General features: G+C 69.5%; 20 protein-coding genes, 1 tRNA gene and 1 pseudogene. 7 read left to right on the top strand and 15 right to left on the bottom strand.

Annotated features, from left to right (window positions below):
• Window positions 1–48 precede the first annotated feature (48 nt).
• From ACYQ78_RS01385 to pdhA, 5 genes and pseudogenes are all read right to left on the bottom strand, one after another.
• Window positions 49–366 (bottom strand): hypothetical protein, encoded by a 318-nt coding sequence (locus ACYQ78_RS01385; protein ID WP_459798782.1) that lies wholly within the window; start codon window positions 364–366, stop codon window positions 49–51.
• A complete protein-coding gene (locus tag ACYQ78_RS01380; protein WP_459798781.1) occupies window positions 367–750 on the bottom strand; it encodes a RidA family protein in 384 nt (127 codons plus the stop codon).
• 55 nt (window positions 751–805) lie between these two features.
• The gene (locus tag ACYQ78_RS01375) at window positions 806–1,882 is read right to left on the bottom strand and encodes a dihydrolipoamide acetyltransferase family protein (protein ID WP_459798780.1); all 1,077 of its coding nucleotides are present in this window, start codon (window positions 1,880–1,882) and stop codon (window positions 806–808) included.
• Entirely contained in the window at window positions 1,879–2,877 is a 999-nt protein-coding gene (locus tag ACYQ78_RS01370; protein ID WP_459798779.1) for an alpha-ketoacid dehydrogenase subunit beta, read from the bottom strand. The genes ACYQ78_RS01375 and ACYQ78_RS01370 overlap by 4 nt, the downstream gene beginning before the upstream one ends.
• A pseudogene (pdhA, locus tag ACYQ78_RS01365) lies at window positions 2,874–3,872 on the bottom strand (pyruvate dehydrogenase (acetyl-transferring) E1 component subunit alpha); the annotation flags it as partial. The gene ACYQ78_RS01370 and the pseudogene pdhA, both read right to left, overlap by 4 nt.
• Before the next feature lie 45 nt (window positions 3,873–3,917).
• Between pdhA and ACYQ78_RS01360 the strand changes: the two are divergent.
• Window positions 3,918–4,484, top strand: coding sequence for a TetR/AcrR family transcriptional regulator (locus tag ACYQ78_RS01360; protein ID WP_459798778.1), 567 nt, complete (start codon window positions 3,918–3,920; stop codon window positions 4,482–4,484).
• 60 nt (window positions 4,485–4,544) lie between these two features.
• The gene (locus ACYQ78_RS01355; RefSeq protein WP_459798777.1) at window positions 4,545–5,336 is read left to right on the top strand and encodes a peptidylprolyl isomerase; all 792 of its coding nucleotides are present in this window, start codon (window positions 4,545–4,547) and stop codon (window positions 5,334–5,336) included.
• Here the strand turns inward: ACYQ78_RS01355 and ACYQ78_RS01350 are convergent.
• Window positions 5,329–6,177: a CPCC family cysteine-rich protein gene (locus ACYQ78_RS01350; RefSeq protein ID WP_459798776.1), complete on the bottom strand. Its 849-nt coding sequence runs from the start codon at window positions 6,175–6,177 to the stop codon at window positions 5,329–5,331. The two genes, ACYQ78_RS01355 and ACYQ78_RS01350, sit on opposite strands and share 8 nt — an antisense overlap.
• A 201-nt stretch (window positions 6,178–6,378) precedes the next feature.
• Between ACYQ78_RS01350 and ACYQ78_RS01345 the strand changes: the two genes are divergently transcribed.
• Window positions 6,379–8,970 (top strand): DUF5107 domain-containing protein, encoded by a 2,592-nt coding sequence (locus tag ACYQ78_RS01345; protein WP_459798775.1) that lies wholly within the window; start codon window positions 6,379–6,381, stop codon window positions 8,968–8,970.
• 48 nt (window positions 8,971–9,018) lie between these two features.
• Here ACYQ78_RS01345 and ACYQ78_RS01340 read toward each other — a convergent pair whose 3' ends face one another.
• A complete protein-coding gene (locus tag ACYQ78_RS01340; RefSeq protein ID WP_459798774.1) occupies window positions 9,019–10,752 on the bottom strand; it encodes an apurinic/apyrimidinic endonuclease family protein in 1,734 nt (577 codons plus the stop codon).
• Between the two features lie 254 nt (window positions 10,753–11,006).
• Window positions 11,007–11,083 (bottom strand) — tRNA-Ile (locus ACYQ78_RS01335).
• A 169-nt stretch (window positions 11,084–11,252) separates the two neighbouring features.
• Here ACYQ78_RS01335 and ACYQ78_RS01330 point away from each other — a divergent pair.
• Window positions 11,253–12,176, top strand: coding sequence for an alpha/beta hydrolase (locus ACYQ78_RS01330; protein WP_459798773.1), 924 nt, complete (start codon window positions 11,253–11,255; stop codon window positions 12,174–12,176).
• Here the strand turns inward: ACYQ78_RS01330 and ACYQ78_RS01325 are convergent.
• From ACYQ78_RS01325 to ACYQ78_RS01305, 5 genes are read right to left on the bottom strand one after another with little or no spacing between them, the layout of a single operon-like run.
• On the bottom strand, window positions 12,166–12,966 hold the full coding sequence (locus ACYQ78_RS01325; protein WP_459798772.1) for a hypothetical protein: 801 nt from the start codon (window positions 12,964–12,966) through the stop codon (window positions 12,166–12,168). The genes ACYQ78_RS01330 and ACYQ78_RS01325 overlap by 11 nt on opposite strands.
• A 4-nt stretch (window positions 12,967–12,970) precedes the next feature.
• Window positions 12,971–13,318, bottom strand: coding sequence for a TIGR03668 family PPOX class F420-dependent oxidoreductase (locus ACYQ78_RS01320; RefSeq protein WP_459798771.1), 348 nt, complete (start codon window positions 13,316–13,318; stop codon window positions 12,971–12,973).
• A 19-nt stretch (window positions 13,319–13,337) separates the two neighbouring features.
• Window positions 13,338–14,252 (bottom strand): NADP-dependent oxidoreductase, encoded by a 915-nt coding sequence (locus ACYQ78_RS01315; RefSeq protein WP_459798770.1) that lies wholly within the window; start codon window positions 14,250–14,252, stop codon window positions 13,338–13,340.
• A 17-nt stretch (window positions 14,253–14,269) separates the two neighbouring features.
• On the bottom strand, window positions 14,270–15,028 hold the full coding sequence (locus tag ACYQ78_RS01310) for an SDR family NAD(P)-dependent oxidoreductase (RefSeq protein ID WP_459798769.1): 759 nt from the start codon (window positions 15,026–15,028) through the stop codon (window positions 14,270–14,272).
• Between the two features lie 40 nt (window positions 15,029–15,068).
• A complete protein-coding gene (locus ACYQ78_RS01305) occupies window positions 15,069–15,824 on the bottom strand; it encodes a helix-turn-helix domain-containing protein (RefSeq protein ID WP_459798768.1) in 756 nt (251 codons plus the stop codon).
• Window positions 15,825–15,997: 173 nt separating this feature from the next.
• On the opposite strand from ACYQ78_RS01305, the gene ACYQ78_RS01300 reads away from it, so the two are divergent.
• Genes ACYQ78_RS01300 through ACYQ78_RS01290 form a run of 3 tightly spaced genes read left to right on the top strand, consistent with a single transcriptional unit; the run spans window position 15,998 to window position 18,691 of the window.
• Window positions 15,998–17,191 carry a ricin-type beta-trefoil lectin domain protein gene (locus ACYQ78_RS01300; RefSeq protein WP_459798767.1) on the top strand — a complete coding sequence of 398 codons (1,194 nt, stop codon included), beginning with the start codon at window positions 15,998–16,000 and terminating at the stop codon, window positions 17,189–17,191.
• 1 nt (window position 17,192) lies between these two features.
• Window positions 17,193–18,446, top strand: a complete 1,254-nt coding sequence (locus ACYQ78_RS01295; protein WP_459798766.1) for a M23 family metallopeptidase — start codon at window positions 17,193–17,195, stop codon at window positions 18,444–18,446.
• Between the two features lie 38 nt (window positions 18,447–18,484).
• Entirely contained in the window at window positions 18,485–18,691 is a 207-nt protein-coding gene (locus ACYQ78_RS01290; protein ID WP_459798765.1) for a TOBE domain-containing protein, read from the top strand.
• 14 nt (window positions 18,692–18,705) lie between these two features.
• On the opposite strand, the gene ACYQ78_RS01285 is transcribed toward ACYQ78_RS01290, so the two are convergent.
• Entirely contained in the window at window positions 18,706–19,578 is an 873-nt protein-coding gene (locus tag ACYQ78_RS01285; RefSeq protein WP_459798764.1) for an SRPBCC domain-containing protein, read from the bottom strand.
• The gene (locus ACYQ78_RS01280; RefSeq protein ID WP_459798763.1) at window positions 19,575–19,883 is read right to left on the bottom strand and encodes an ArsR/SmtB family transcription factor; all 309 of its coding nucleotides are present in this window, start codon (window positions 19,881–19,883) and stop codon (window positions 19,575–19,577) included. Before ACYQ78_RS01280 ends, ACYQ78_RS01285 begins: the two co-directional genes overlap by 4 nt.
• Between the last annotated feature and the right edge of the window lie 33 nt (window positions 19,884–19,916).

The following is a 19,916-nucleotide window of genomic DNA, read 5'->3' as shown; positions in this document are numbered from 1 at the left end:
GAAACTCTCTTCTCTGTACGGCCCGGCGCACGTGCGCCGGGCCGTTTTTCACGCACGCAGGTTCAGCCATTCGTCGTGCAGGTCCAGCAGGATGCGGACGGCGTCGTCCGGAGGGAGCCAGCTCGCCGAGGACGCGCCCTCGGTGGTCCGCTCGCCCATCCAGTCGTAACCGTCGACGGGATCGTCGCCGCCGATGGAAAGGGCGCAGGTCTCGTGGCGGCAGCGGTAGTAGAACAGCTCCCCCGACGGGACCGCGCCTTCGAGCTGGACCGGCGCGTAGTGGCAGGTGAGCTCGATCTCCCAGCCTCGGGAACGCAGTTCGGGCAGCAGCCGGTCCCAGGCTGCGGCCTCGTCCTTCGGGCCCATCTAGCGGCCCTCGCCGGAGGCGGCGACGGCCTCGATCTCCAGGAGCCACTCTTCGGCGTAGATGCCGGTGATGACGACCGTCAGGGCGGGGGCGTGGTCGCCGAGGACCTCGCGGCGGATGGCGGAGTTCTCCGCCCGGTGGGCGCGGTCGGACAGGTACGTGGTCACCTTGATCAGGTCGGACAGGCCCATGCCGTGATGGGCCAGGGCCGCCTCCACGTTGGCCCAGACCTGGCGGCACTGCGCGGCGAATCCCTCGGGGAGGCCGCCGTCGGGGGCCACCGGGATCTGCCCGGAGACGTGGACCAGGCGGGCGGGGGCGGCGACCTCGTAGCTGTGGCGGTAGCCGCCGCCGTCGGGGACGATCGGGCCGGGGGTGATCATGCCTGAGATCGTGACAGCGGCGGCGAAGCGGCATCAACCGAATTCGGGCGGCCGGTCACGCCACGATGCGTAGCGGGTGTTCGAGCAGGTCGGTGAGGGTGGCGAGGAAGCGGGCGGCCAGGGCGCCGTCGATGATGCGGTGGTCGGCGGTGATCGTGTAGCGCATGCGGTCGCGGGCGGCGCCGACGGCGAGGATCGCGCCCTGGGGCGGGTTGATGATGGCGGTGAAGTGCTCGACGCCGTACATGCCGAGGTTGCTGATGGTGAACGTGCCGTCGCTCATGTCGGCGGTGGTGAGGGTGCGGCCCTCGGCCTTGGCGACGAGGTCGCGGGTCGTCGCGGAGATGGCGGTGAGGGTGGCGCGATCGGCGTCCCTGATCACCGGGACGACGAGCCCGGCGGGCGAGGCGACCGCGACGCCGACGTGGATCCGGCGGTGGATCAGGGTGTGGCCGCGTCCCTCGGGCGAGTAGGAGGCGTTCACCTCGGGATGGGCGCGCAGAGCCAACGCGACGGCGCGCACCAGCAGGTCGTTGACGCTGACCTTCGCCTCGGTGAGCGCCTGGTTGATCTGGGAGCGCAGGGCCAGGAGGTCTGCGACGTCGGCGGAGGCGGTCGCGGTGAAGGTGGGGATGGTCGTGGCGCTCTGGGTCAGCCGGGTGGCGATGGCCTGCCGGATGGGGTCGAACGGCACCTTTTCCGGCTCACGCGGGTCCGAGGTTCCTGCTACAGGCACGATCTCCTTGGTGTCGGCAGGAACCTCGGGCAGGTCGGCGCGGATGATGCGCCCGCCGGGCCCGGTCCCCGTGAGCGCGGCGAGATCGAGCCCGCGCTCCCGCGCCAGCCTGCGGACCAGCGGCGACGCGGGCGGGCGGGGCTGATCCACCACTGACGGTGTTCCGTTGTCGAGGCGGGCGATGGGGACCCCGATCTCGGCGTTCCGGCCTTCCGGGATGAGGATCTCCGCCAGGGTGCCGGACTCGTAGGCCTCGTATTCCATGAGGGCCTTGTCGGTCTCGATGTCGACCAGCACGTCGCCCGGCGCGACGCGGTCGCCCGGTTTCTTGTGCCAGGTCGCGATGGCGCCTTCGGTCATGGTGTCCGACAGGCGTGGCATGAGGATGTCGATCATGAGGGTCTCCTCCGGGCGACGGCGTCGAGGGTCTCGCGGATGGCGGTGATCGCGTCGGCCGCCGAGGGCAGCGCGGCGGTCTCCAGCGGTTTGGCGTAGGGCAGCGGCACTTCGGCCATGGCGACCCGGCGGACCGGCGCGTCCAGCCAGTCGAAGGCGCCGTCGGAGATGGTCGCGGCGATCTCGGCGCCGATGCCGTAGGTGAGCCAGTCGTCCTCCAGCACGACCGCGCAGGTGGTCTTGCGGACCGAGGCGACGATCGTGTCCCGGTCGAGGGGGCGCAGGCTGCGCAGGTCGACCACCTCGACGTCGATCCCCTCGTCTTCCAGCTGGGCCGCGACCTGGAGGGCCACGGCGGCCATGCGGGAGTAGGCGACCACGGTGATGTCGGCGCCCGCGCGGGTCACGGCGGCCTTGCCGATTTCGGCGGGTTCGTCGTGGTCGGGGACCTCGCCGGTCGTGTTGTAGAGGGCGAGGTTCTCCAGCACGAGCACGGGGTCGTCGTCGCGGATCGCGGCGAGCATGAGCGCCTTGGCGTCGGCGGGGCTGGAGGGGGCGACGACCTTCATGCCGGGCACGAACGCGTAGTAGAGCTCGATGTTCTGCGAGTGGGTGGCGCCGAGCTGCTGCCCGCCGCCGCCGGGCGTGCGGATCACCAGCGGCACGCGGGCCTGGCCGCCGAACATGCCGTAGATCTTCGCCGCGTGGTTGACGATCTGGTCGAGCGCCAGCAGCGAGAAGTTGATCGTCATGATCTCGACGACCGGCCGCAGCCCGAGCATCGCGGCGCCGATGGCCGCGCCGGTGAAGCCCTCTTCGGCGATCGGGGTGTCGCGCACCCGCTTGGGGCCGAACTCGGCGAGCATCCCCGCAGTGATCTTGTACGACCCCTCGAAGAGCCCGATCTCCTCGCCGATCAGGAAGACGTCCTCGTCGCGGAGCATCTCTCCCCGGAGGGCGTCGTGCAGGGCCTGGCGGTAGCTGATCACGCTCATGCGAACAGGGCCTCACCGGGAAGCCGACGGGAGTCGTTGGGTACGGGGGTCGCGTAGGTGTAGTCGAACAGCGTCGACACCTCGGGGTGGGGGCTCGCGTCGGCGAACCGCGCCGCCTCCGCGACGGTCGCGGTGGCCTCGGCGTCGATCTCGGCGATCAGCTCGTCGGTGAGCAGACCCCTTTCATGCAGGTGTACGGCATAAGCCGCGACCGGGTCGGCGGCCTTGAGCGCCTCGGCCTCCTCGCGGGTGCGGTAGCGGGCCGGGTCGACGACCGAGTGCCCCTTGAGCCGTCCCGACACCGCCTCCAGCAGGTAGGGCCGCCCGGCACGCGCGCTGTCGAGGGCGGTCCGGGCGGCGGCGTACACCGCTTCGGGGTCGTTGCCGTCGACGCGGGCCGAGGCCATCCGGTAGGAGGCGGCGCGCTTGTGCAGTTCGGGTTCGGCGGAGGAACGCTCCACGGGGGTGCCCATGCCGAGGCCGTTGTTGACGACGACGTACACGATCGGGAGTTCCCACAGGGCGGCGATGTTCAGCGATTCGTGGAAGGCGCCGATGTTGGTCGTACCGTCGCCCATCAGGCACATCACCGCCTCGGTGCCGCCGCGGTAGTCGATCGCCAGCGCGGCGCCGGTCGCGAGCGGGACCTGCCCGCCGACGATGCCGTAGCCGCCCATGAACCGGGAGCCGATGTCGAACATGTGCATCGACCCGCCCCATCCCCGCGACACGCCGTCGGTCCGGCCGTAGAGCTCGGCCATCACCCGCTCGGGCGGGATGCCCCGGGCGATCGCGTAGCCGTGTTCGCGGTAGTTGGTGAACACGTAGTCGGCCGCGTCGAGCGCGGCCGTCAGCCCGGCGACCGTGGCCTCCTCACCGAGGTTCAGATGGCAGTACCCGCCGATCTTCGCCTCCGTGTACGCCCGCGCCGCGCGCTCCTCGAACCGGCGGACCAGCACCATCTGCCGGTAGAACGCCAACTCCATGGCCGGCCTCCCTATAATGAAACGGACATCGGTTCATTATCGTAAGGAGGCGGGATGGTCGCCCGCAAACGGGGTCGTCCCACCGAGGAGGAGCGCGTCCGGCGCCGCGACGACATCCTCGACGCGGCGGTCCGCCTGTTCCTGTCCGGCGGCTTCCGGCAGGTCACCCTCGACAACGTCGTCGCGGAGGCCCACGTGACGAAGCGCACCATCTACGGCTACTTCGGCGACCGCACCGAGATGTTCCTCGCGGCCGTCGAACGCCTCCGGCTCCGCGCCCTCGTCGGTCTGGCCGGGGACGGCACCCTCGAAGACCTGGCGACCACGATCGTCTTCGCGCTCCACTCCGACGAGGCGGTCGGCCTGCACCGCATGCTGGTCGCCGAGGCGCACGCCTTCCCCGGCCTGGCCGAAGGCTTCTACCGCGACGGCCCCCAGGCCTACATCGACGCCCTCGCGACCAGACTTCCCGCCGGTGACCTGGCGAGTTCTCTGTTCACCCTGCTGCTCGGCGAACCCCACCGGCAGCGACTCCTCGGCCTGCGCGCGGCGCCGAGCCGAGCGGAAGCCGCCGAACACGCCGCGAAAGCGCTGCGCATTGTTCTTACAAAAACCACATGAGCGCGTGGATAGGGTCGTCCCCGTCTTGGATGATCGACGAAATAAGGAAAAGTTAAAACCATGCGCCAGACGTCCTTATTCGCCGCGGCGGTCCTTTCGATCGTCGCGCTGACCGCCTGTTCCCCCGAAGAAGAAAAGGAGACCCCCGCACCCCAGGCCGCGGCGCCGTCGTCGATTCCCTCGCAACTGCCGCCACCGAGTTCGGCACCCCAGGTCGCCCCCGAGAAAGTCTCGTGCGATTACCGCAAAGACGACTCGGGCGCCCCCGCCAAGTTCGTCGGAATGCCGCCGGCCAAGCTCCCCGCCGGGGCGCTCGCGGCCAAGACCATGACGATGGTCACCAATCACGGCTCGGTCGTCATCGAACTCGACCCGAAGGCGACCCCCTGCACGGTCAACTCCTTCCACTTCCTGGCGAAGAAGAACTATTTCGACGACACCGTCTGCCACCGCCTCACCACCGTGAAGAGCAACGCCCTCGACCTGCTGCAATGCGGCGACCCACAGGCCAAGGGAGATGGCAAGAACAAGACCGACGGCACCGGCGGCCCCGGCTATCTGTTCCCCGACGAGAATCTGGGCCCCGCCTACAATCGCGGCGTCGTTTTCATGGCCCAGAACGGCGACGCCGCCAACTCCAACGGCAGCCAGTTCGTCATCTCGTACAGCAACGAGGCGGCCCAGTTGCCCGCCGACTACACGCCGTTCGGCGTCGTGGTGAAGGGCCTCGACGTGGTCGACAAAATCGCCGCGGGCGGCGTGAACACCACAGAGGCCGACATCATCTCCGAAGACGGCGGCTCGAACGCACCGAAATTGAAGGTGCTCATCGAGGACGTCGTCGTCAAGTAGCCCGTGGGAATTCCCGAGGCCGCGGATTTCGTACCTTACCGATATCGCGTTCGCTGTTCGCACCGAACGTGGCATAGTTTTGGCGGGCCTGGGTGAGGCTCAGCGGCCCGTTGGGGCCATGGAGTATCTCGTCGGCGTCGTGGTCGTCCTGGCCGTCGTCCTCCCAGAAACAGACGGAGCAGATCTCATATTCACCTCTTGCGTCGAGGGTGAGATAACGGCAACAGGGGCAGGCGTAGGGGCCTCCGCCTTCCGGGGCCGTGACCTTTTCGCGGGTGGTGTACCCGTGGAACCAATCGATGGCCCGTTCGGTCTCCAGGTCGCATCCGTCGTGTTCGCCGTGCAGGCGGAGGAGGTCAGCCAGCGCGTTGACCGGAAAAGGGTGCCTGATCCATTGGGCCAGATAACCCTCCTCGTCGTTCTCCGCGAGGAGGGTCTGCGCGGCCGTGACCGCGGCGTGCACCAGCTCGGCACGCGACCGCCGCGAATTCCACACCGCTTTGCCCGCCGAATCCGGCAGATCGAGACTGACGGCGACATCGCCGAAGTGGTAGACCGTGACGTCGACCAGATCGCCGTCGCGGCGGGTGACCCAGCGGATCTCCTCCGGTTCGGCGTCGAAGAAGAAACGGTTGGTGGTGAGGGGGCCGTACAGGGCCGTCATTCCATAGAGGAAGTCGGCCAGCGCATCGGTCCCGTTCCCGAACACCGCCGAGAAACCCGGAGCCGCCCCATCTCCGATCACGACCCGCGCGGTCCCGGAGCCCAGCAGCCGCCATGCGCATTCGAGGGACGTCATGCCGACATTCTCGATCAGATGCGATCTTCCGTGATGTTCCAAGTCCTTCGCGACGCGGAGTTCTCGGCTGGAGCCTCGCCGACCTGGTCATCATCCGGATCGGGGGCAGCGGCATCTTGGTGACATAGCGCCCGTTTTGGGTGCTATGTCATGCATTGACACGTTGATCCCTCCGACTTAGCGTCCAGGTAGTTCCATCACGCAAGTCAGTGTTCCATCAGACGGAACGTCGGAGAGGATCACATGAAGAACCGCGCCCTCTTATCCCTGGCCCTGGCGATGACCACGGCGAGCGCCACCCTCGTCGCGCTCCCCCACACCGCAGCGGCCCACTCCACCCACGCCCAGCTGAGAATCGCGCAGGTCACAGCCGTCGACGACCGCTCGATCGACATCACCTTCAGCGCCGAGCTCGGCCCGGACATCCTCCAGTTCACCGCCGCGAACCCTGCCTACGCGGGCCAGTTCATCAAGATCAGCGGCACCGAATCCCTGACCGGCCAGCCGATCTCGCAGATCCCCGGCACCACGGTCCGCCCCGTCGACACCCCCGGCCACCGCACCCTCCGGGTGGTCCTGGGCCAGGCGGCGTTGCTGGAAGGGAACGCCTACGACCTGTGGTTCGACGGCGGCGCCGACAGGCTCGGCGACCTCTTCTTCCGCTCGGCCGACGGCGCCGCCCTCCCCGGCACCTCGACCCGCCCCACCCGGTTCGACGGCAACCCGTCGGACGCCGCCCCGGCCCAACTCGCGTCCGCCCGGCAGCTCGACGCGCGCACCGTCGAGGTCACCTTCGCCGGCACGATCTGGTCGGGCATGCCGACGGGCGTCTACACCGGCACCGACATCACCCTCACCGGCGCCGACACCGCCAGGCCCGTGTACGTCGAGAGCGTCCCCGCCACCGCCCAGCGCACCTATCGCCTCTATTTCGGCGCCGACCTCACTGCGACGTACCGACTGACTCTCGGCCCGAACCTCCGCCTGACCACCGGCGCGGGCCAGACCGCCACCGAGGTCGCCGCCGACGTCACGCCCGGCACCGGCGCCTACGCCGCCCCGAAGATCGCGAGCGCCGAGGTCGCGGAGACCGGCGACCGGATCCAGATCCGCTTCACCCGCCGCATCGCCACCGCCGGTGACCTCCCCGTCAAGGAGACCCGGACCGGTGTGAGCGGCACCAACGTCACCGCCGACCAGATCCGCGCCCTGCTGCGATTCTCCGGACTGCGTGCCACCTCAGGCCGGGACGTCACCGAGGCGCTGCGCGACGACGCGGCCTACTTCTCCGACGCGTCGACCCTGGTCATCAAGCTGGACGACCCCCTCAAGCCGGGCACCAAGGGCACCGTCACCCTGGCCGACGGCGCGCTGAAGGACGTCACCGGAACCACGAGCGTCAGCGCCCCCGTCAGGGTCGAGGCCCCCCGCCGCCTGAAGGAACAGTCGTTCGACGTCCACGGCCCCGACTACCTCAAGGTCAACACGAGGGCCACCACGATCTTCGAGCGTTACGACCACAAGGTCAGCGACGACGGCGTCTCGGTGCGGCGCGACGGCGTGAGCGACAAGGTCACCGGCCAGACGATCAGGACGATCGAGGTGGACACCAAATATCTCAAGGCCGTCTTCGCCCCCGAATACGGCGGCCGCCTCGTCTCGATGATCTACAAGCCCACCGGCAACGACCTCTTCTACACCAACCCGGTCGGCACCCCCTACGGCTTCTCCAGCGCCGCCCCCGGCACCCCCGGCAACTCGCCGTTCTACCAGAACTGGCTGATGGTCTGGGGCGGCGTGTTCCCCACGCTCACCGAGGCCGAGCACGGCAAGTTCTGGAACGTCCCCTGGGACTACCGGATCGAGCAGAAGCACGGCCGTTTCGCGCTGACCATCACCAAGGTCGACGACGTCGACTACCCGTACAAGCCCAGCCGTTACGTCTACGGCCCCACCGGCCTCACGACCGAGGTCACCTACGCGATCGACGCGAAGAAGCCGACCCTCGACATGACCGTCGCCATCACCAACCCCGGCGCCGAAGACAGGAGATTCGAATACTGGACCTGTACGACCCTCGCTCCCGGCGCCCCATCGAACGCGGGCTCCCCCACGATGAGCGTCGTCTCCCCCGTCAAGACGATCTACCGCGACCCCGGCTACCGCTGGATGGAGAGCGTCGAGCAGCCCGCCGGACCGGCCGGTTCCGGCCTGCTCAAGCTGGACAGGCTCAAGCAGATGTCCAACTGGACGAGAGACGGCATCGCCTACGGACAGGACCTGGCCACGCTCCCGCAGGGCGACTGGTGGGGCGTGATCAACCACGAGAACAACGAGGGCGTCATCCGGGTCGGCGACAACACCAAGACGCCGGGCATGAAGTTCTGGGAATGGGGCCAGAACAACTCGTTCGACACCAACGTCTACAGCAAGGGCAACTCGGCCCGCCCCTACATCGAACTGTGGGCCGGCGCCTCGCCCAAGTTCTTCACCCCGGCCGTCCTGAAGGCGGGCGAGTCGCTGTCGTGGACGGAGACCTACCTCCCGACCATGGACCTGGGCGACGTCACCAACGCCAACGCCCACGGCGCCGCCGAGGTCAAGGTCGACGCGTCGGGCCAGGTCACCGGCCGCCTGTTCGCGACCGCCATCGGCAAGCGGCTGCGCGCGACCCTGGTCGACGCCGCCACGGGCCGCGTCCTCGACAGTGAGAACTTCACCGGCACGACCGACACGGCGGTGCGCCTCACCGGCACGGTCACCCCGGGCACGCAGGCCCGGCTGATCCTCACCGAGGGCGGCGACACGCTCCTGACCGCCGAATCAGGCCTCTGAGTTCCGGCCGGTGGCGGCCCGCGACGGCCGCCACCGGCGGAGTTCGGTTCAGGTTTTGGGCTTCTTCGTCGGCGGGGTGACGACGACCGGGGCCTCCTTGCGTTTCGTCTTCGCGAGTCCCTTCTCGTCGAGGTAGGCCTGGTAGGCGACCGCGTGCGGGTCGATGTCGACCGTGTCGGCCTCGTCGCCGCTGGAGAGGTAGCCGGTGTCGCCGCCCTTCGAGGCGATCTGGTAAAGGGCCAGGAGAACGGCGCCCTTCGGGCCGGTCTTGATGGCCGCTCTCAGGAGCGCCGCCGCGTCGCCCGGCAGGTGGGGCGGGTCGGCGTCGAGGTCGAGGATCTTGATGAGGACGTCGGGGTCGGCGACCATCTGGCCGGGAGGCCACGGGTAGGACTGCAGGTGGGTGGCGAAGGTGCGGCCGAACAGTTCCGGTTTGCCCTGGGTGAGGATGATCCAGCAGGTCAGGCAGCAGGCCTTGGAGATGCCGAGCGCGTCGGAGCCGCTGTTCTCGGCGACGGCGGCGGCCTGCATCTCGGCGTGCATGTCGCGGACGGTGTTCTTGAAGGCGTTGGTACGGAGGCGGCCGTGGGTGGCCTCCAGCTCGGCCAGGTAGTCGAGGGCCTTGACCAGGCGATTGCGGATGTCGGCGTAGTCCTGTGGCTGGTCGCGGCCGGGGACGAGCATCTCCCTGACGAGGTCGTTGATCGCCGTGTTCCGCCGCTCGCCGCTCAGGCGGGAGGCCTGGAGGAGGCGGTCGAAATCGAGGCCCATCTTGTCGGAGCTCGTGTTGGCGAAGACACCGATGTCGCGGCCCCGGCGCAGGATCGCGACGCAGATGCGGCCCCGGCCGAGGCAGTAGACCATGTCGGCCAGCCGGTCCATGCTGCGGTCGCCGGCCAGATCCTTGCGTTTGGCCATCTGCTTCAGCTGCTCGGGGTAGGAGTCCCCCAGTTCGCCCTGCTTGAGGTTGCCGACCATGGCGGCGATCCAGTCGCCGGCGAGCTTCTGGACGCCCTTGTAGTTCGGCCTGACCGGCTCGTTCCTCATACTGGCCGGGCGGGCCGTGGGCACCTGGCGGAACGGGCTCTGGTCCAGCAGGCCCTGGACCATCGGGCGGAACACCTCGACGACGAATTTCTTGCCCCTGGCCTGTCCGACGGCGTTGTGGATGGTGGCGGTGACGCCGGGCGTCCCCTCCGGCGTTTTCAGCCAGGCCGACATGGCCGCGATCTCGGCCAGGATGGCGATCGGCTCGACCGCCGCCACGTTGAGCGCACGACCGGCGAGGGCCCAGAAGTCGGCTTCGGTGCCGTCGTCGGCCAGGGCCAGATCGATGGGCGGGTCGGGGATGACCTTGCGAGCCTCGTCCACGAGCATCTTGGCGACCTGGCGTTCGGCGGCGGTGCCGGTGGTGAGGGCGGCGAGCAGGCTCTGGACCGCCCCGCGTTCGCGGGTGACGAACTCGCGCAGGTGGCCGAGGCCGGTGAACGGGACTTCCTTCTGGACGAGCATCAGATGGGCGGGCGCGGGCGCGGGGGCCTGGATCTCGATCGGGCCGTCGGGGAGGAAGTCCGGGAGGACCAGCTCCTCCTCCTGCATCGCGGGTGTCGAGGGGACGGGCAGGCCCGGCGGGGCCGTGAAGTCGCCGATCTCCAACGCGGGCGCGCCGACCGCCAGCGGGAGCAATCGGAGGAGGCCGTGGTCCTCCTGCATCGGTTCGGGCTTGGGTTGCGGCGTCGCCTGGACCGGCTTCTTCGGCTTGGTCTTCTTCTTTTTCAGCATGGGAGTCCTTCGCGGGGACGAATGCCGTCGCGCCATGGTCCATCAGTTCCGGCGTTCGAACGAGGCCCTGTCCGGTACGTCGCCGATCGGACGCGTGCGAAGGGATGGAGGCTTCGATGGCCTTGGTCCCCCGGTCAGTGATCCCCGGAACGGTCATCACTGGGGGATCCGCGACTCGCGGTCTCCCCTCGGTCTCCCAAGGCCCTAGGATGATCATCAGGACCAGACGAGAGGGCGGGAAAGCCCTGTTCAGGTGGTAGGGCGGGTGGGACTTGAACCCACGACCCACGGATTATGAGTCCGATGCTCTGACCGGCTGAGCTACCGCCCCGCAATGCTGGAGTCTCTCACAGTTCTCCTTCTTGGGGACCCACCGAAGTGCACTTGTGATCAGCTCGTTCGTTAGGGTCCACTTACCTTCCGTTGACAAACCCTTGGTGCCTGGCCGGTTGCGCACCGTCAGAGGCATTCGTCCCGAGACGTCGAGTATGTTCTCGCCCATGCCGCTCCACCCGCAGTCCCAAAAGTTCCTCGATCGCTTCCCGGCGACCCCCGGCGCCGACCTCGACTCGATCACCGACGACGAGGTGCTCGTGCTGCGCGAACTCGACGACAAGACCGCCGAGCGCGGCGTCCCCGCCGAGGTCTTCTCCGTCACCGAGACGACCGTGGCGCAGGTTCCGGTACGGCTCTATCGCCCCACCGACGAGCCGTCGCTCCCCGTGGTGGTCTACCTGCACGGCGGCGGCTGGGTCTACGGTACCCCGCGCCAGCTCGACCCCCTGGCCCGTGACCTGGCGGTTCGCACCGGAGCGGCCGTCGCGCTGGTCGACTACCGCCTCGCCCCGCACCACGTCTTCCCGGCCGCCGTCGACGACGCCTGGACGGTCGTCCGCGACGTCTTCGACCGTCCCGCCTCCTACGGCGCCGTCCCGGGAAAAGTCGCCGTCGCGGGTGACAGCGCCGGGGGCAACCTGGCCGCCGTGGCCGCCTGGCTGGCCAGGGACGCCGGGCTGCCGCTCGTCCACCAGGCCCTCGTCTACCCGGTGACCGACGTGGCCATGGCCACCCCGAGCTACACCGAGTTCGCCTCCGGCTACGGCCTGGACGCCGCCTCCATGGCCTGGGTCGTCCGCAAGTACGCCCCCGGCGCCGACCCCGCGGACCCCCGCCTGTCCCCGCTCCATCTCGCCGACAAGTCGGGCCTGGCCCCCGCGACCGTCCTCACCGCCGAATGCGACCCGCTGCGCGACGAGGGCAGGCTGTACGCGGAGGCGCTGGAAGCCGCCGGGGTGCCGGTCGACTACCGCGACTTCCCCGGCGCCCTGCACGGGTTCTTCTCCCTGCCCGGCTTCTTCGACGCGGCGACCGAGGCCAGGGAGCATCTCGCGAGGAACCTGCGGGAGGCGTTCGCTAACGCCTGAGATCGGTCAGTTCGTCGAGGGTGATCGGGCGGGGCGCCTGTTCGAACCCCCGGAGAAGGGTGTCGCCCAGTGCCTCGAAAGCGTCGATGCGCAGGGTGGTCCCGGCCACTCGGCCGTAGAGGCGTGTCCCCCACACCGTCGTGTCGACCCAGATCTTCTCGCAGTTGGAATCGGGGATCCCCCGGCACATCTCCCCGGGGTCTCTCGTCAGCGGATACACGTCGACGTCGATCGTGTCCGACCGGTCGGCCGAACTGTAGTTCAGCCCTATCCCACTGAGCGGAAATCCGTCGGTCGAGGCCAGGGTGAATCCGGGAATGACCGGTGCCACCAATGGCGCGCCGGTGGAAATGATCGCCTCCCGGAACTCCGCCTCCTCGTGGGCGTCGAGGGCCGGAAAACTCGCCACGAATCCGGCGACCACCAGAGCGCACACGCCCGCTTTCGGCCAGATGAATCCGCGCGAGAACAGCCACGACGTGATCAGCCAGGCGAGCGCCGGAATGGCGAAGAGGATCGCGGCCGGCATCGGATCGTCGTTGATCAGGATCCGGTGCCATTGGAACACGGTGAACAGCAGGAAGCCCGCGCCGGGAAACGCCAGAAACCCGGCGACCTGCCACCACGGCAGGTTCGCCAGCCCTCCGAGAACCAGGCCGAGGCCCACGGGGCCGGCCAGGGCCACCAGGAAGTTGCCCACATCGGAATCCAGCGGTTCCCAGTAGAAGTAACCCATCGCGGTCGCCCAGATCGCCACGGCGATGAGCAGGCGTCTTCCCCATAACGGCATCCGCCTATTCTGGCAGCGCCGACCACATTCGCCACTTCACCACGTCGATCACGATGAACGGGCCTTCGGGTGGCGTTTCCCTATATTGGGGATACTTCGCCGCCAGAGAATCGATCGGCCATTCATCGACGACCCGGGCGGCGCCGTCGGCACGTACCCACCAGAGCCTTTCCCAGTTCTCCTCGTAATGGTCGACGAGAAGACTCACCTGGGGATCGGCCCTGACGGCGTCGAGCCGGCGCAGCCGCCGGGTCGTCTTCGGTTTGTGGTCGACGGCGGTCACGATCACGTCCCCGTCGACCGCGAAGGTCACCGGGACGACGAAAGGACCTGTGGTGGCCAGCCGGGCCACCCTCGCCGAGGCGAACCGCTCACGCGGTGATGACGATCTTGCCGCGGGCGTGTCCGTTCTCGACCTCCCTCAGCGCGCGGTCGGCCTCCTCCAGCGGGTAGGTGGCGGTGACGTGCGGGTCGAGCACGCCGTCGGCCACCATCTCGGCGACGGCGCCGAGCACCTCCTTGGTACGGACCCGGGCGACCGGGCGGCCGCCGAGGTCCTTGGCCGTCGTCTGGTCTCCGGCCGAGATCAGCTTCGAGTGGTCGCCCAGCACGGGCGCCACCTCGCGCAGCGCCTCGCCGCCGACCAGGTCGTAGATCGCGTCGACGCCCTGCGGCGCCACCGCGCGGACGCGTTCGGCCACGCCGGGGCCCGGTTCGACGTAGGTCGCCCCGAGGGACTCCACGAACTCGCGCTTGCCCGGATCGGCGGTGCCGACCACGCGTACACCGGCGTTGCGGGCGATCTGCGCGGCGGCCGTGCCGACGCCGCCGCCGATGCCGGTGATCAGCAGGGTGTTGCCGGGCGGCAGGCCGAGCTGGCGGACCCCGTCGTAGGCCGTGGCGGCGGCGACGGGGAGGGTGGCGGCGTCCTCGAACGAGACGACGTCGGGTTTGTGGGCGACGCCCGCCGCCGGGAGGACGGCGTATTCGGCGTATCCGCCCTTCAGCGGGCTGCCGAAGACGGCCTCGCCCGGCTTGAGGCCGGTCACGCCGGGGCCGATCTCGGCGATGACCCCGGCGACCTCGTTGCCGAAGACGGCCGGGAAGTGATCGGGGCCGTTCCCGGGGCCGCGCCAGCCAGTGCGGCGTTTCCAGTCGGCCGGGTTGACCCCGGCGGCCCGGACGCGGACGACGACCTGGCCGGGACCGGCGGTCGGTTTGGGCAGGTCGGTGAACTCCTCGACCTCGGGGCCTCCGTATTCGCGGTACACGTAGGCTTTCGGCATCTCGGGCCTCCTCAGAGTCACCGTTCCTGTTCGGTCGGCCGGATCAGCACCTCGTTGACCGCGACGTGGCGCGGCCGGGTGACGATGTAGGTGATCGCGTCGGCGATGTCCTCCGGCTGCATCCGCTCGACGTCGTCGAAGGTGTTCCGGATCGTCTCCAGCACCTCGGGCCGGTTGTGCCCGGCCAGTTCGGTCTCCACCGCGCCCGGCTCGACCAGCGAGATCCGCACGTGCTTCCTGGCGACCTCCTGCCGCAGCGACTCGCTGAACGCGCCGACGCCGTGCTTGGTCAGGTTGTAGACGCCGCTCCAGCTCCGGACGGTCCGCCCGGCGACGGAGGAGATGTTGACCATGTCGGCGACGTAGCGGGGACCGTCTTCCGCCGCCCTGATCAGGTGCGGGAGCGCCGCGTGGGCGCAGTAGAGCAGGCCGAGGACGTTGGTCTCGACCATCCGCTGCCACTCGGCGACCGGCGCCTGCTGGACCGAGCCGAGGAGCATGACCCCGGCGTTGTTGACGAGCGTGTCGATGCGGCCGAGCTCGTGGGCGGTCCGTTCGACCGCCTCGGCGGCCTGCGCCTCCTGGGTGATGTCGGCCTCGACGACCAGCACCTTCCCGCCGTCCTTGCCGATGCGGGCGGCCAGGTCCTCGAGCCGTTCGCGCCGCCGCGCGACCACGGCGACCGCGGCGCCCTGCTGCGCCAGCGATATCGCCGCGGCCTCCCCGATTCCGCTCGACGCCCCCGTGACCAGGGCGACCGTTCCGTCAAGGCGCATGATGAACCCCCTATGTCCAGGTTTCCACTCTAGGCGGACGCTACTCCCAGGCCTTCACGTGCCAGGTGACCGCCGACTCCTGGCGAGCGCCCTCCGGCAGGTCGAGCAGACCGTTGTCGATCACGCGGTTCTCCTCCAGCGCCCGCTCGCCCGCCTCGTCGACGCTGATCACGGAGAACTTGGCCCTCATCCCCACCGGCTCCTTGAGGATCATCGGCAGCACCGAGGAGGCGCCGACCCGGACCTCGGTGATCCGCGCCTTCACGTAGAACGCCGGGTGGGGGTTGCGCGGGTCGACGTTCGGCACCTCCTCCACCACGAAGTAACGCCGGTCGGCGGGCAGGGCGCATCTGATCGCCGCGGTGACGTCCATCCGCTCGCCGCTCTGCGCGGGGACGTACAGAGAGATCGGGTAGTCCAGCGCGCACGGCGGCCGATCCTCTCCGGACACCCAGAAGAGGACCGCGCCGACGACGGCGATGGCGGCGCCCAACAGGAACGGCCAGACCCTCAGGCGGCGCGGCTTCTCCGGCGGGACCGGGGGAACACGCTCCTGAGCCTCCTGCCATAAGCGCACCATCGTCGGCACGTCGGTCCCGCACGTCTCGGCCCACTGCCGGGCCTGTTTCTCGGTCGGCACCGCCTGGCCGTTGAGCCACCGGCTGACGGTCGCCTTGGACGAGTACACCTGCTGCGCGAGTTCCTGGAGTCCCAGATTGGCCTTGTCCCGACCGGTCCGCAGTTCGGTCGCCAGAGCCGCCTGGGCCGGCGCGAGATCGGGCGAAAGATCACGCAACGGGCCCGGGGGACGTCGCTTTGGGGGAGTTCGGTCCACCTCTGGAACGTTTCATACTCGCCGCGATCACGCAGCGCCACGGCCTGAAACGTTACGTGGAACGCCAGCCGCCTCCCGGCCGGGGCGATCTCCTCCAAGGCTTCGGTACGTCACCCACTCCCAAGGAGGGATCCATGCGAACGGTGAGACACGCCGCGACGCTGGCACTCGTGCTGCTGGCGTCCCTGCTCACCCTGGCGCCACCCGCCCACGCGGCGGCGACGGGCCCGGTCCGCGGCATCGCCGCCAAGTGCCTCGACAACGCGGCGGGCAACACCGCCAACGGCAACCCGATCGTCCTATGGACGTGCAACGGCACGGCCCACCAGCAGTGGACGCTGCCCGGCGACGGCACCGTCCGGGTCCAGGGGAACCACTGCCTGGCGGTGAAGAACGCCGGCACGGTCTCGACCACCCCGGTCTGGCTCTACTCCTGCGACGGCGGCCCCGCCCAGATCTGGAGCCCCCGCCCGAACGGCACGCTCGTGAACCCCAACTCGGGCCTGTGCCTGTCGTCCAAGAACGTCGGCACCGCCGACGGCAACCCCATCTGGGTCTACACCTGCGACGCGGGCCCGGCCCAGATCTGGACGCCCCCGCTGGCCACCCCCGCCCCGTCGGGCCAGGCCATGCCGGTCGGCGACCTGCCCGGCTGGCGGCAGGTCTTCACCGACGACTTCACCCAGACCGTCCCCCTGGGCTCCTTCCCGACGGCGGTGGCGAGCAGATGGACCGCCTACGCGGGCTTCCCGGACACCTCGGGCCACGGGCGATACGCCCCCGACCGCGTGGTCAGCGTCCACAACGGCGCGATGAACATGTTCCTGCACACCGAGAACGGCCAGCACCTGGTGTCCGCCCCGCTGCCGATCATCCCCGGCCACGCCAACGCCTACGAGGGCATGGTCCACGGCCGCTACGCGGTGAGGTTCCGCGCCGATCCGGTGCCCGGTTACAAGACCGCCTGGCTGCTCTGGCCCGACGACCCGGGCGTCTGGGCCGACGGCGAGATCGACTTCCCGGAGGGCTCCCTGAACGGCTACATCGAGGCGTACATGCACCACCGCGGCAACCCCCAGGTCGCCACGCCGTACCGACCGCAGGTGACGTTCGGCAACTGGCACACGGCGGTCACCGAGTGGACGGCGCAGTCGGTCCGCTTCCTGCTCGACGGGGTGGTGATCGGCGAGTTCACCAACACGGCGCTCATGCCGATCAAGCCCATGCACTGGGTGCTCCAGACCGAGACCCAGCCCCCGAACGGCCCGGCCGACGCGGCGGCCGGGAACGTGCAGATCGACTGGGTGTCCATCTGGGAGCGGGTGTGACATGCGGCGCATGCTGACGGCGTTACTGCTCGTCCTGCTCTGGGCCGTTCCCGCGCAGGCCGCCCCCGACGGATATCTCTGGTGGCCCTCCGACGGCCGGGTCAGCGGCGTGTGCGGCGAACCCCGCCCCAACCACCCCCACGCGGGCACCGACATCGCCCGCACCCCGTCGACCGCCGTGTACGCGTCCCAGGACGGAACCGTCCGATGGGACGCCGTCGGCCCCGACCCCGGCGGCTACGGCGTCTACCTCGACGTCGTCCACACGGGCGGCTGGTCGACCCGCTACGGGCATCTGGCCTCGCGCCTCGTGGCGCACAACGCCACCGTCGTCCGGGGCCAGCTCCTCGGCTACACGGCGGTCAACGGTTCCTCCACCGGTCTGCACGTCCACTTCGAGATCCGGCTGAACGGCGCCGTCCGCTGCCCCGCCAACGCGGGGATGGGAACGACGCTGACCGCGCGCACCCCCACCTCGCTGAGCATCGGCCCGCCGCCGGGCCCCGAGGCGGTCAGGAACGGCGGCGGCGTCCACATCACCGGCCCGAACGGCTACACCGACGTCTCCAGCTCGGGCCAGGTGTACGCGTGGAACGGCCAGTACCTCGGCGGCAACCCGACCGGCTACACGGGCCGGTTCGTCGACGCGAAGGTCACCACGAACGGAGGCGGCTACTGGCTGCTCACCTCGATCGGCCAGATCTACGCCTACGGCAACGCCCCCTACCGGGGCGGCAGCCCGACCGGATTCAACGAGGAGATCGTCGCCATGGCCGCGATGCCCGACAACCAGGGCTACGTCATGGTCAGCGCGGTCGGCCAGGTCTACGCCTACGGCTCGGCCGGCTACCACGGCGGCAGCCCGGCGGGCTTCACGGGCCGGTTCGTCGACGTGGAGATGACCCCGGACGGCCGGGGCTACTGGCTGCTCACCTCGGCCGGTCAGATCTACGCCTACGGCAACGCCCAGTACCTCGGCGGCTCGCCCTCCGGTTTCAGCCGGGCGATCGTCGCCATGTCCCCCACTCCGGACGGCCGGGGCTACGTCATGGTCAGCAAGGCCGGCCAGATCTACGCCTACGGCAACGCGCTGTACATGGGCGGCTCGCCCGGCGGGGTCACCGGGGAGATCGCCGACGTCAGTTACCGCGTCGACGGCGTGCCCGGATACGTCATGATCTCCACCACCGGCGGGCACTACGCGTACAACACCCCCTGGCTGGGCAACCCGACCGGCACGGCCGCCTTCTTCTGACGAGGTTCCGTCCCGCTTCTCCAGGGCAGAAGGCGATCATGAAACTGAGTGCGCGGAACGCGATCCCGGCCGAGATCACCGGCATCACACGCGGTGAGGCCACCGCCAACGTCGAGCTGTCGGCGGGTGGCCTCCGGCTGGTCGCGTCGGTCACCACCGAGGCCGCCGACGAGCTGAAACTCGGCGTCGGCAGCCGGGTCACGGCCTTCGTGAAGGCCTCCGACGTGATCCTCGCCACCGATTGAGAACGCGTGGGCGGTCAGCCGCGGGACGAGATCTGCTGCACCGCCCACCCGTTCCCGTCGGGGTCGTCGAAGAACACGAACCCGACGTTGTCGAGGGGATCGGGCATCGACGAGGGGTTCTCCCCCATTTTCTGTACGTCGCTCACCTCGACCCCCCGCTCCACGAGCAGCGCGTGCGCCTTCCGGATGTCCGGGACCACGAGCTGCAGCCCGCGCAGCGACCCCGGCGTCATCGCCGGCACCGCCCCCTTGCCGATCACGACCGAACACCCCGACCCGGGCGGAGTGAGCTGCACGATCCTCACGTCGTCGCCAAATGACGTGTCGTGGTCGACGTTGAAGCCGAGTTTGCCGGCGTAGAAGGCCTTGGCCCGGTCGATGTCCGACACGGGTACGACGACCACTTCGAGCGTCCAGTTCATGCCTGTCCCTTCCAGCAGAGAATCCAGTTTCGTGTACGACTCCGCCATCCCCCTGGCCATCGGATACCGCAGCGCGGTGGCCCGGCCGCCGGTCGTGGCGTAGCGGATCGTCGTGGTGAGCAGGGTGCCCGCGCCGTCGGCGGTGAGCTCGTGGGTGATCAGGGTGACCCCCGGATACGACTGCTCGTCGAACACCTCGCTGATGACGACCCGCGCGGGCGGCTCGACGGCCCGCACCTCCCCCCGCTGCGTCATCCGTTCCCCGCCCGGCCCCTCGGAGACGAACCGGTAGGAGCCACCAGGCGACGCCTCGAAGGCGCACTCGGCCAGCCGCCACCCCCGGGCGCCGTACCACCGGAGGAGCAGGTCGGGCGTGGTCAGCGCGGCGAACACCTTCTCGCGGGAGGCGGCGAACCGGCGCGTGACGACGATCTCCCGGTCGCCCCGGGTGACGACATCGGTCATCCCAGGTCCTTCAGCAGCAGGTCGAGGTTCTGGTAGCGGGCCTCCCAGAAGTCCCGATATCCGGCCAGCCACTCGGTCGCCTCCTTCAGGGGCTCGGCGGCCAGGCGGCAGGGGCGGCGCTGCGCGTCCCTCCCCCGGGTGATCAGCCCCGCCTTCTCCAGGACCTTGAGGTGCTTGGAGATGGCCGGCTGGCTCATCGCGAAGGGCGCGGCCAGCTCGGTCACCGTGGCCTCGCCTTCGGCCAGCCGCGCCAGGATCGCCCGGCGCGTGGGGTCGGCCAGGGCCGCGAACGTGGCGTCCAACATGGGCAGATAACCCTCCAGTTATGTAACAGGATG

It is taken from the genome of Herbidospora sp. RD11066 (assembly GCF_054661255.1).
This window is presented reverse-complemented; position numbering and strand designations above follow the sequence as displayed.

What these genes read in the sequence shown, in the direction of transcription:
- ACYQ78_RS01385 (WP_459798782.1), bottom strand. Translation starts at nt 366, where the DNA reads ATGGGCCCGAAGGACGAGGCCGCAGCCTGGGACCGGCTGCTGCCCGAA.
- ACYQ78_RS01380 (WP_459798781.1), bottom strand. Translation starts at nt 750, where the DNA reads ATGATCACCCCCGGCCCGATCGTCCCCGACGGCGGCGGCTACCGCCAC.
- ACYQ78_RS01375 (WP_459798780.1), bottom strand. Translation starts at nt 1,882, where the DNA reads ATGATCGACATCCTCATGCCACGCCTGTCGGACACCATGACCGAAGGC.
- ACYQ78_RS01370 (WP_459798779.1), bottom strand. Translation starts at nt 2,877, where the DNA reads ATGAGCGTGATCAGCTACCGCCAGGCCCTGCACGACGCCCTCCGGGGA.
- ACYQ78_RS01360 (WP_459798778.1), top strand. Translation starts at nt 3,918, where the DNA reads ATGGTCGCCCGCAAACGGGGTCGTCCCACCGAGGAGGAGCGCGTCCGG.
- ACYQ78_RS01355 (WP_459798777.1), top strand. Translation starts at nt 4,545, where the DNA reads ATGCGCCAGACGTCCTTATTCGCCGCGGCGGTCCTTTCGATCGTCGCG.
- ACYQ78_RS01345 (WP_459798775.1), top strand. Translation starts at nt 6,379, where the DNA reads ATGAAGAACCGCGCCCTCTTATCCCTGGCCCTGGCGATGACCACGGCG.
- ACYQ78_RS01340 (WP_459798774.1), bottom strand. Translation starts at nt 10,752, where the DNA reads ATGCTGAAAAAGAAGAAGACCAAGCCGAAGAAGCCGGTCCAGGCGACG.
- ACYQ78_RS01330 (WP_459798773.1), top strand. Translation starts at nt 11,253, where the DNA reads ATGCCGCTCCACCCGCAGTCCCAAAAGTTCCTCGATCGCTTCCCGGCG.
- ACYQ78_RS01325 (WP_459798772.1), bottom strand. Translation starts at nt 12,966, where the DNA reads ATGCCGTTATGGGGAAGACGCCTGCTCATCGCCGTGGCGATCTGGGCG.
- ACYQ78_RS01315 (WP_459798770.1), bottom strand. Translation starts at nt 14,252, where the DNA reads ATGCCGAAAGCCTACGTGTACCGCGAATACGGAGGCCCCGAGGTCGAG.
- ACYQ78_RS01310 (WP_459798769.1), bottom strand. Translation starts at nt 15,028, where the DNA reads ATGCGCCTTGACGGAACGGTCGCCCTGGTCACGGGGGCGTCGAGCGGA.
- ACYQ78_RS01300 (WP_459798767.1), top strand. Translation starts at nt 15,998, where the DNA reads ATGCGAACGGTGAGACACGCCGCGACGCTGGCACTCGTGCTGCTGGCG.
- ACYQ78_RS01295 (WP_459798766.1), top strand. Translation starts at nt 17,193, where the DNA reads ATGCGGCGCATGCTGACGGCGTTACTGCTCGTCCTGCTCTGGGCCGTT.
- ACYQ78_RS01290 (WP_459798765.1), top strand. Translation starts at nt 18,485, where the DNA reads ATGAAACTGAGTGCGCGGAACGCGATCCCGGCCGAGATCACCGGCATC.
- ACYQ78_RS01285 (WP_459798764.1), bottom strand. Translation starts at nt 19,578, where the DNA reads ATGACCGATGTCGTCACCCGGGGCGACCGGGAGATCGTCGTCACGCGC.
- ACYQ78_RS01280 (WP_459798763.1), bottom strand. Translation starts at nt 19,883, where the DNA reads ATGTTGGACGCCACGTTCGCGGCCCTGGCCGACCCCACGCGCCGGGCG.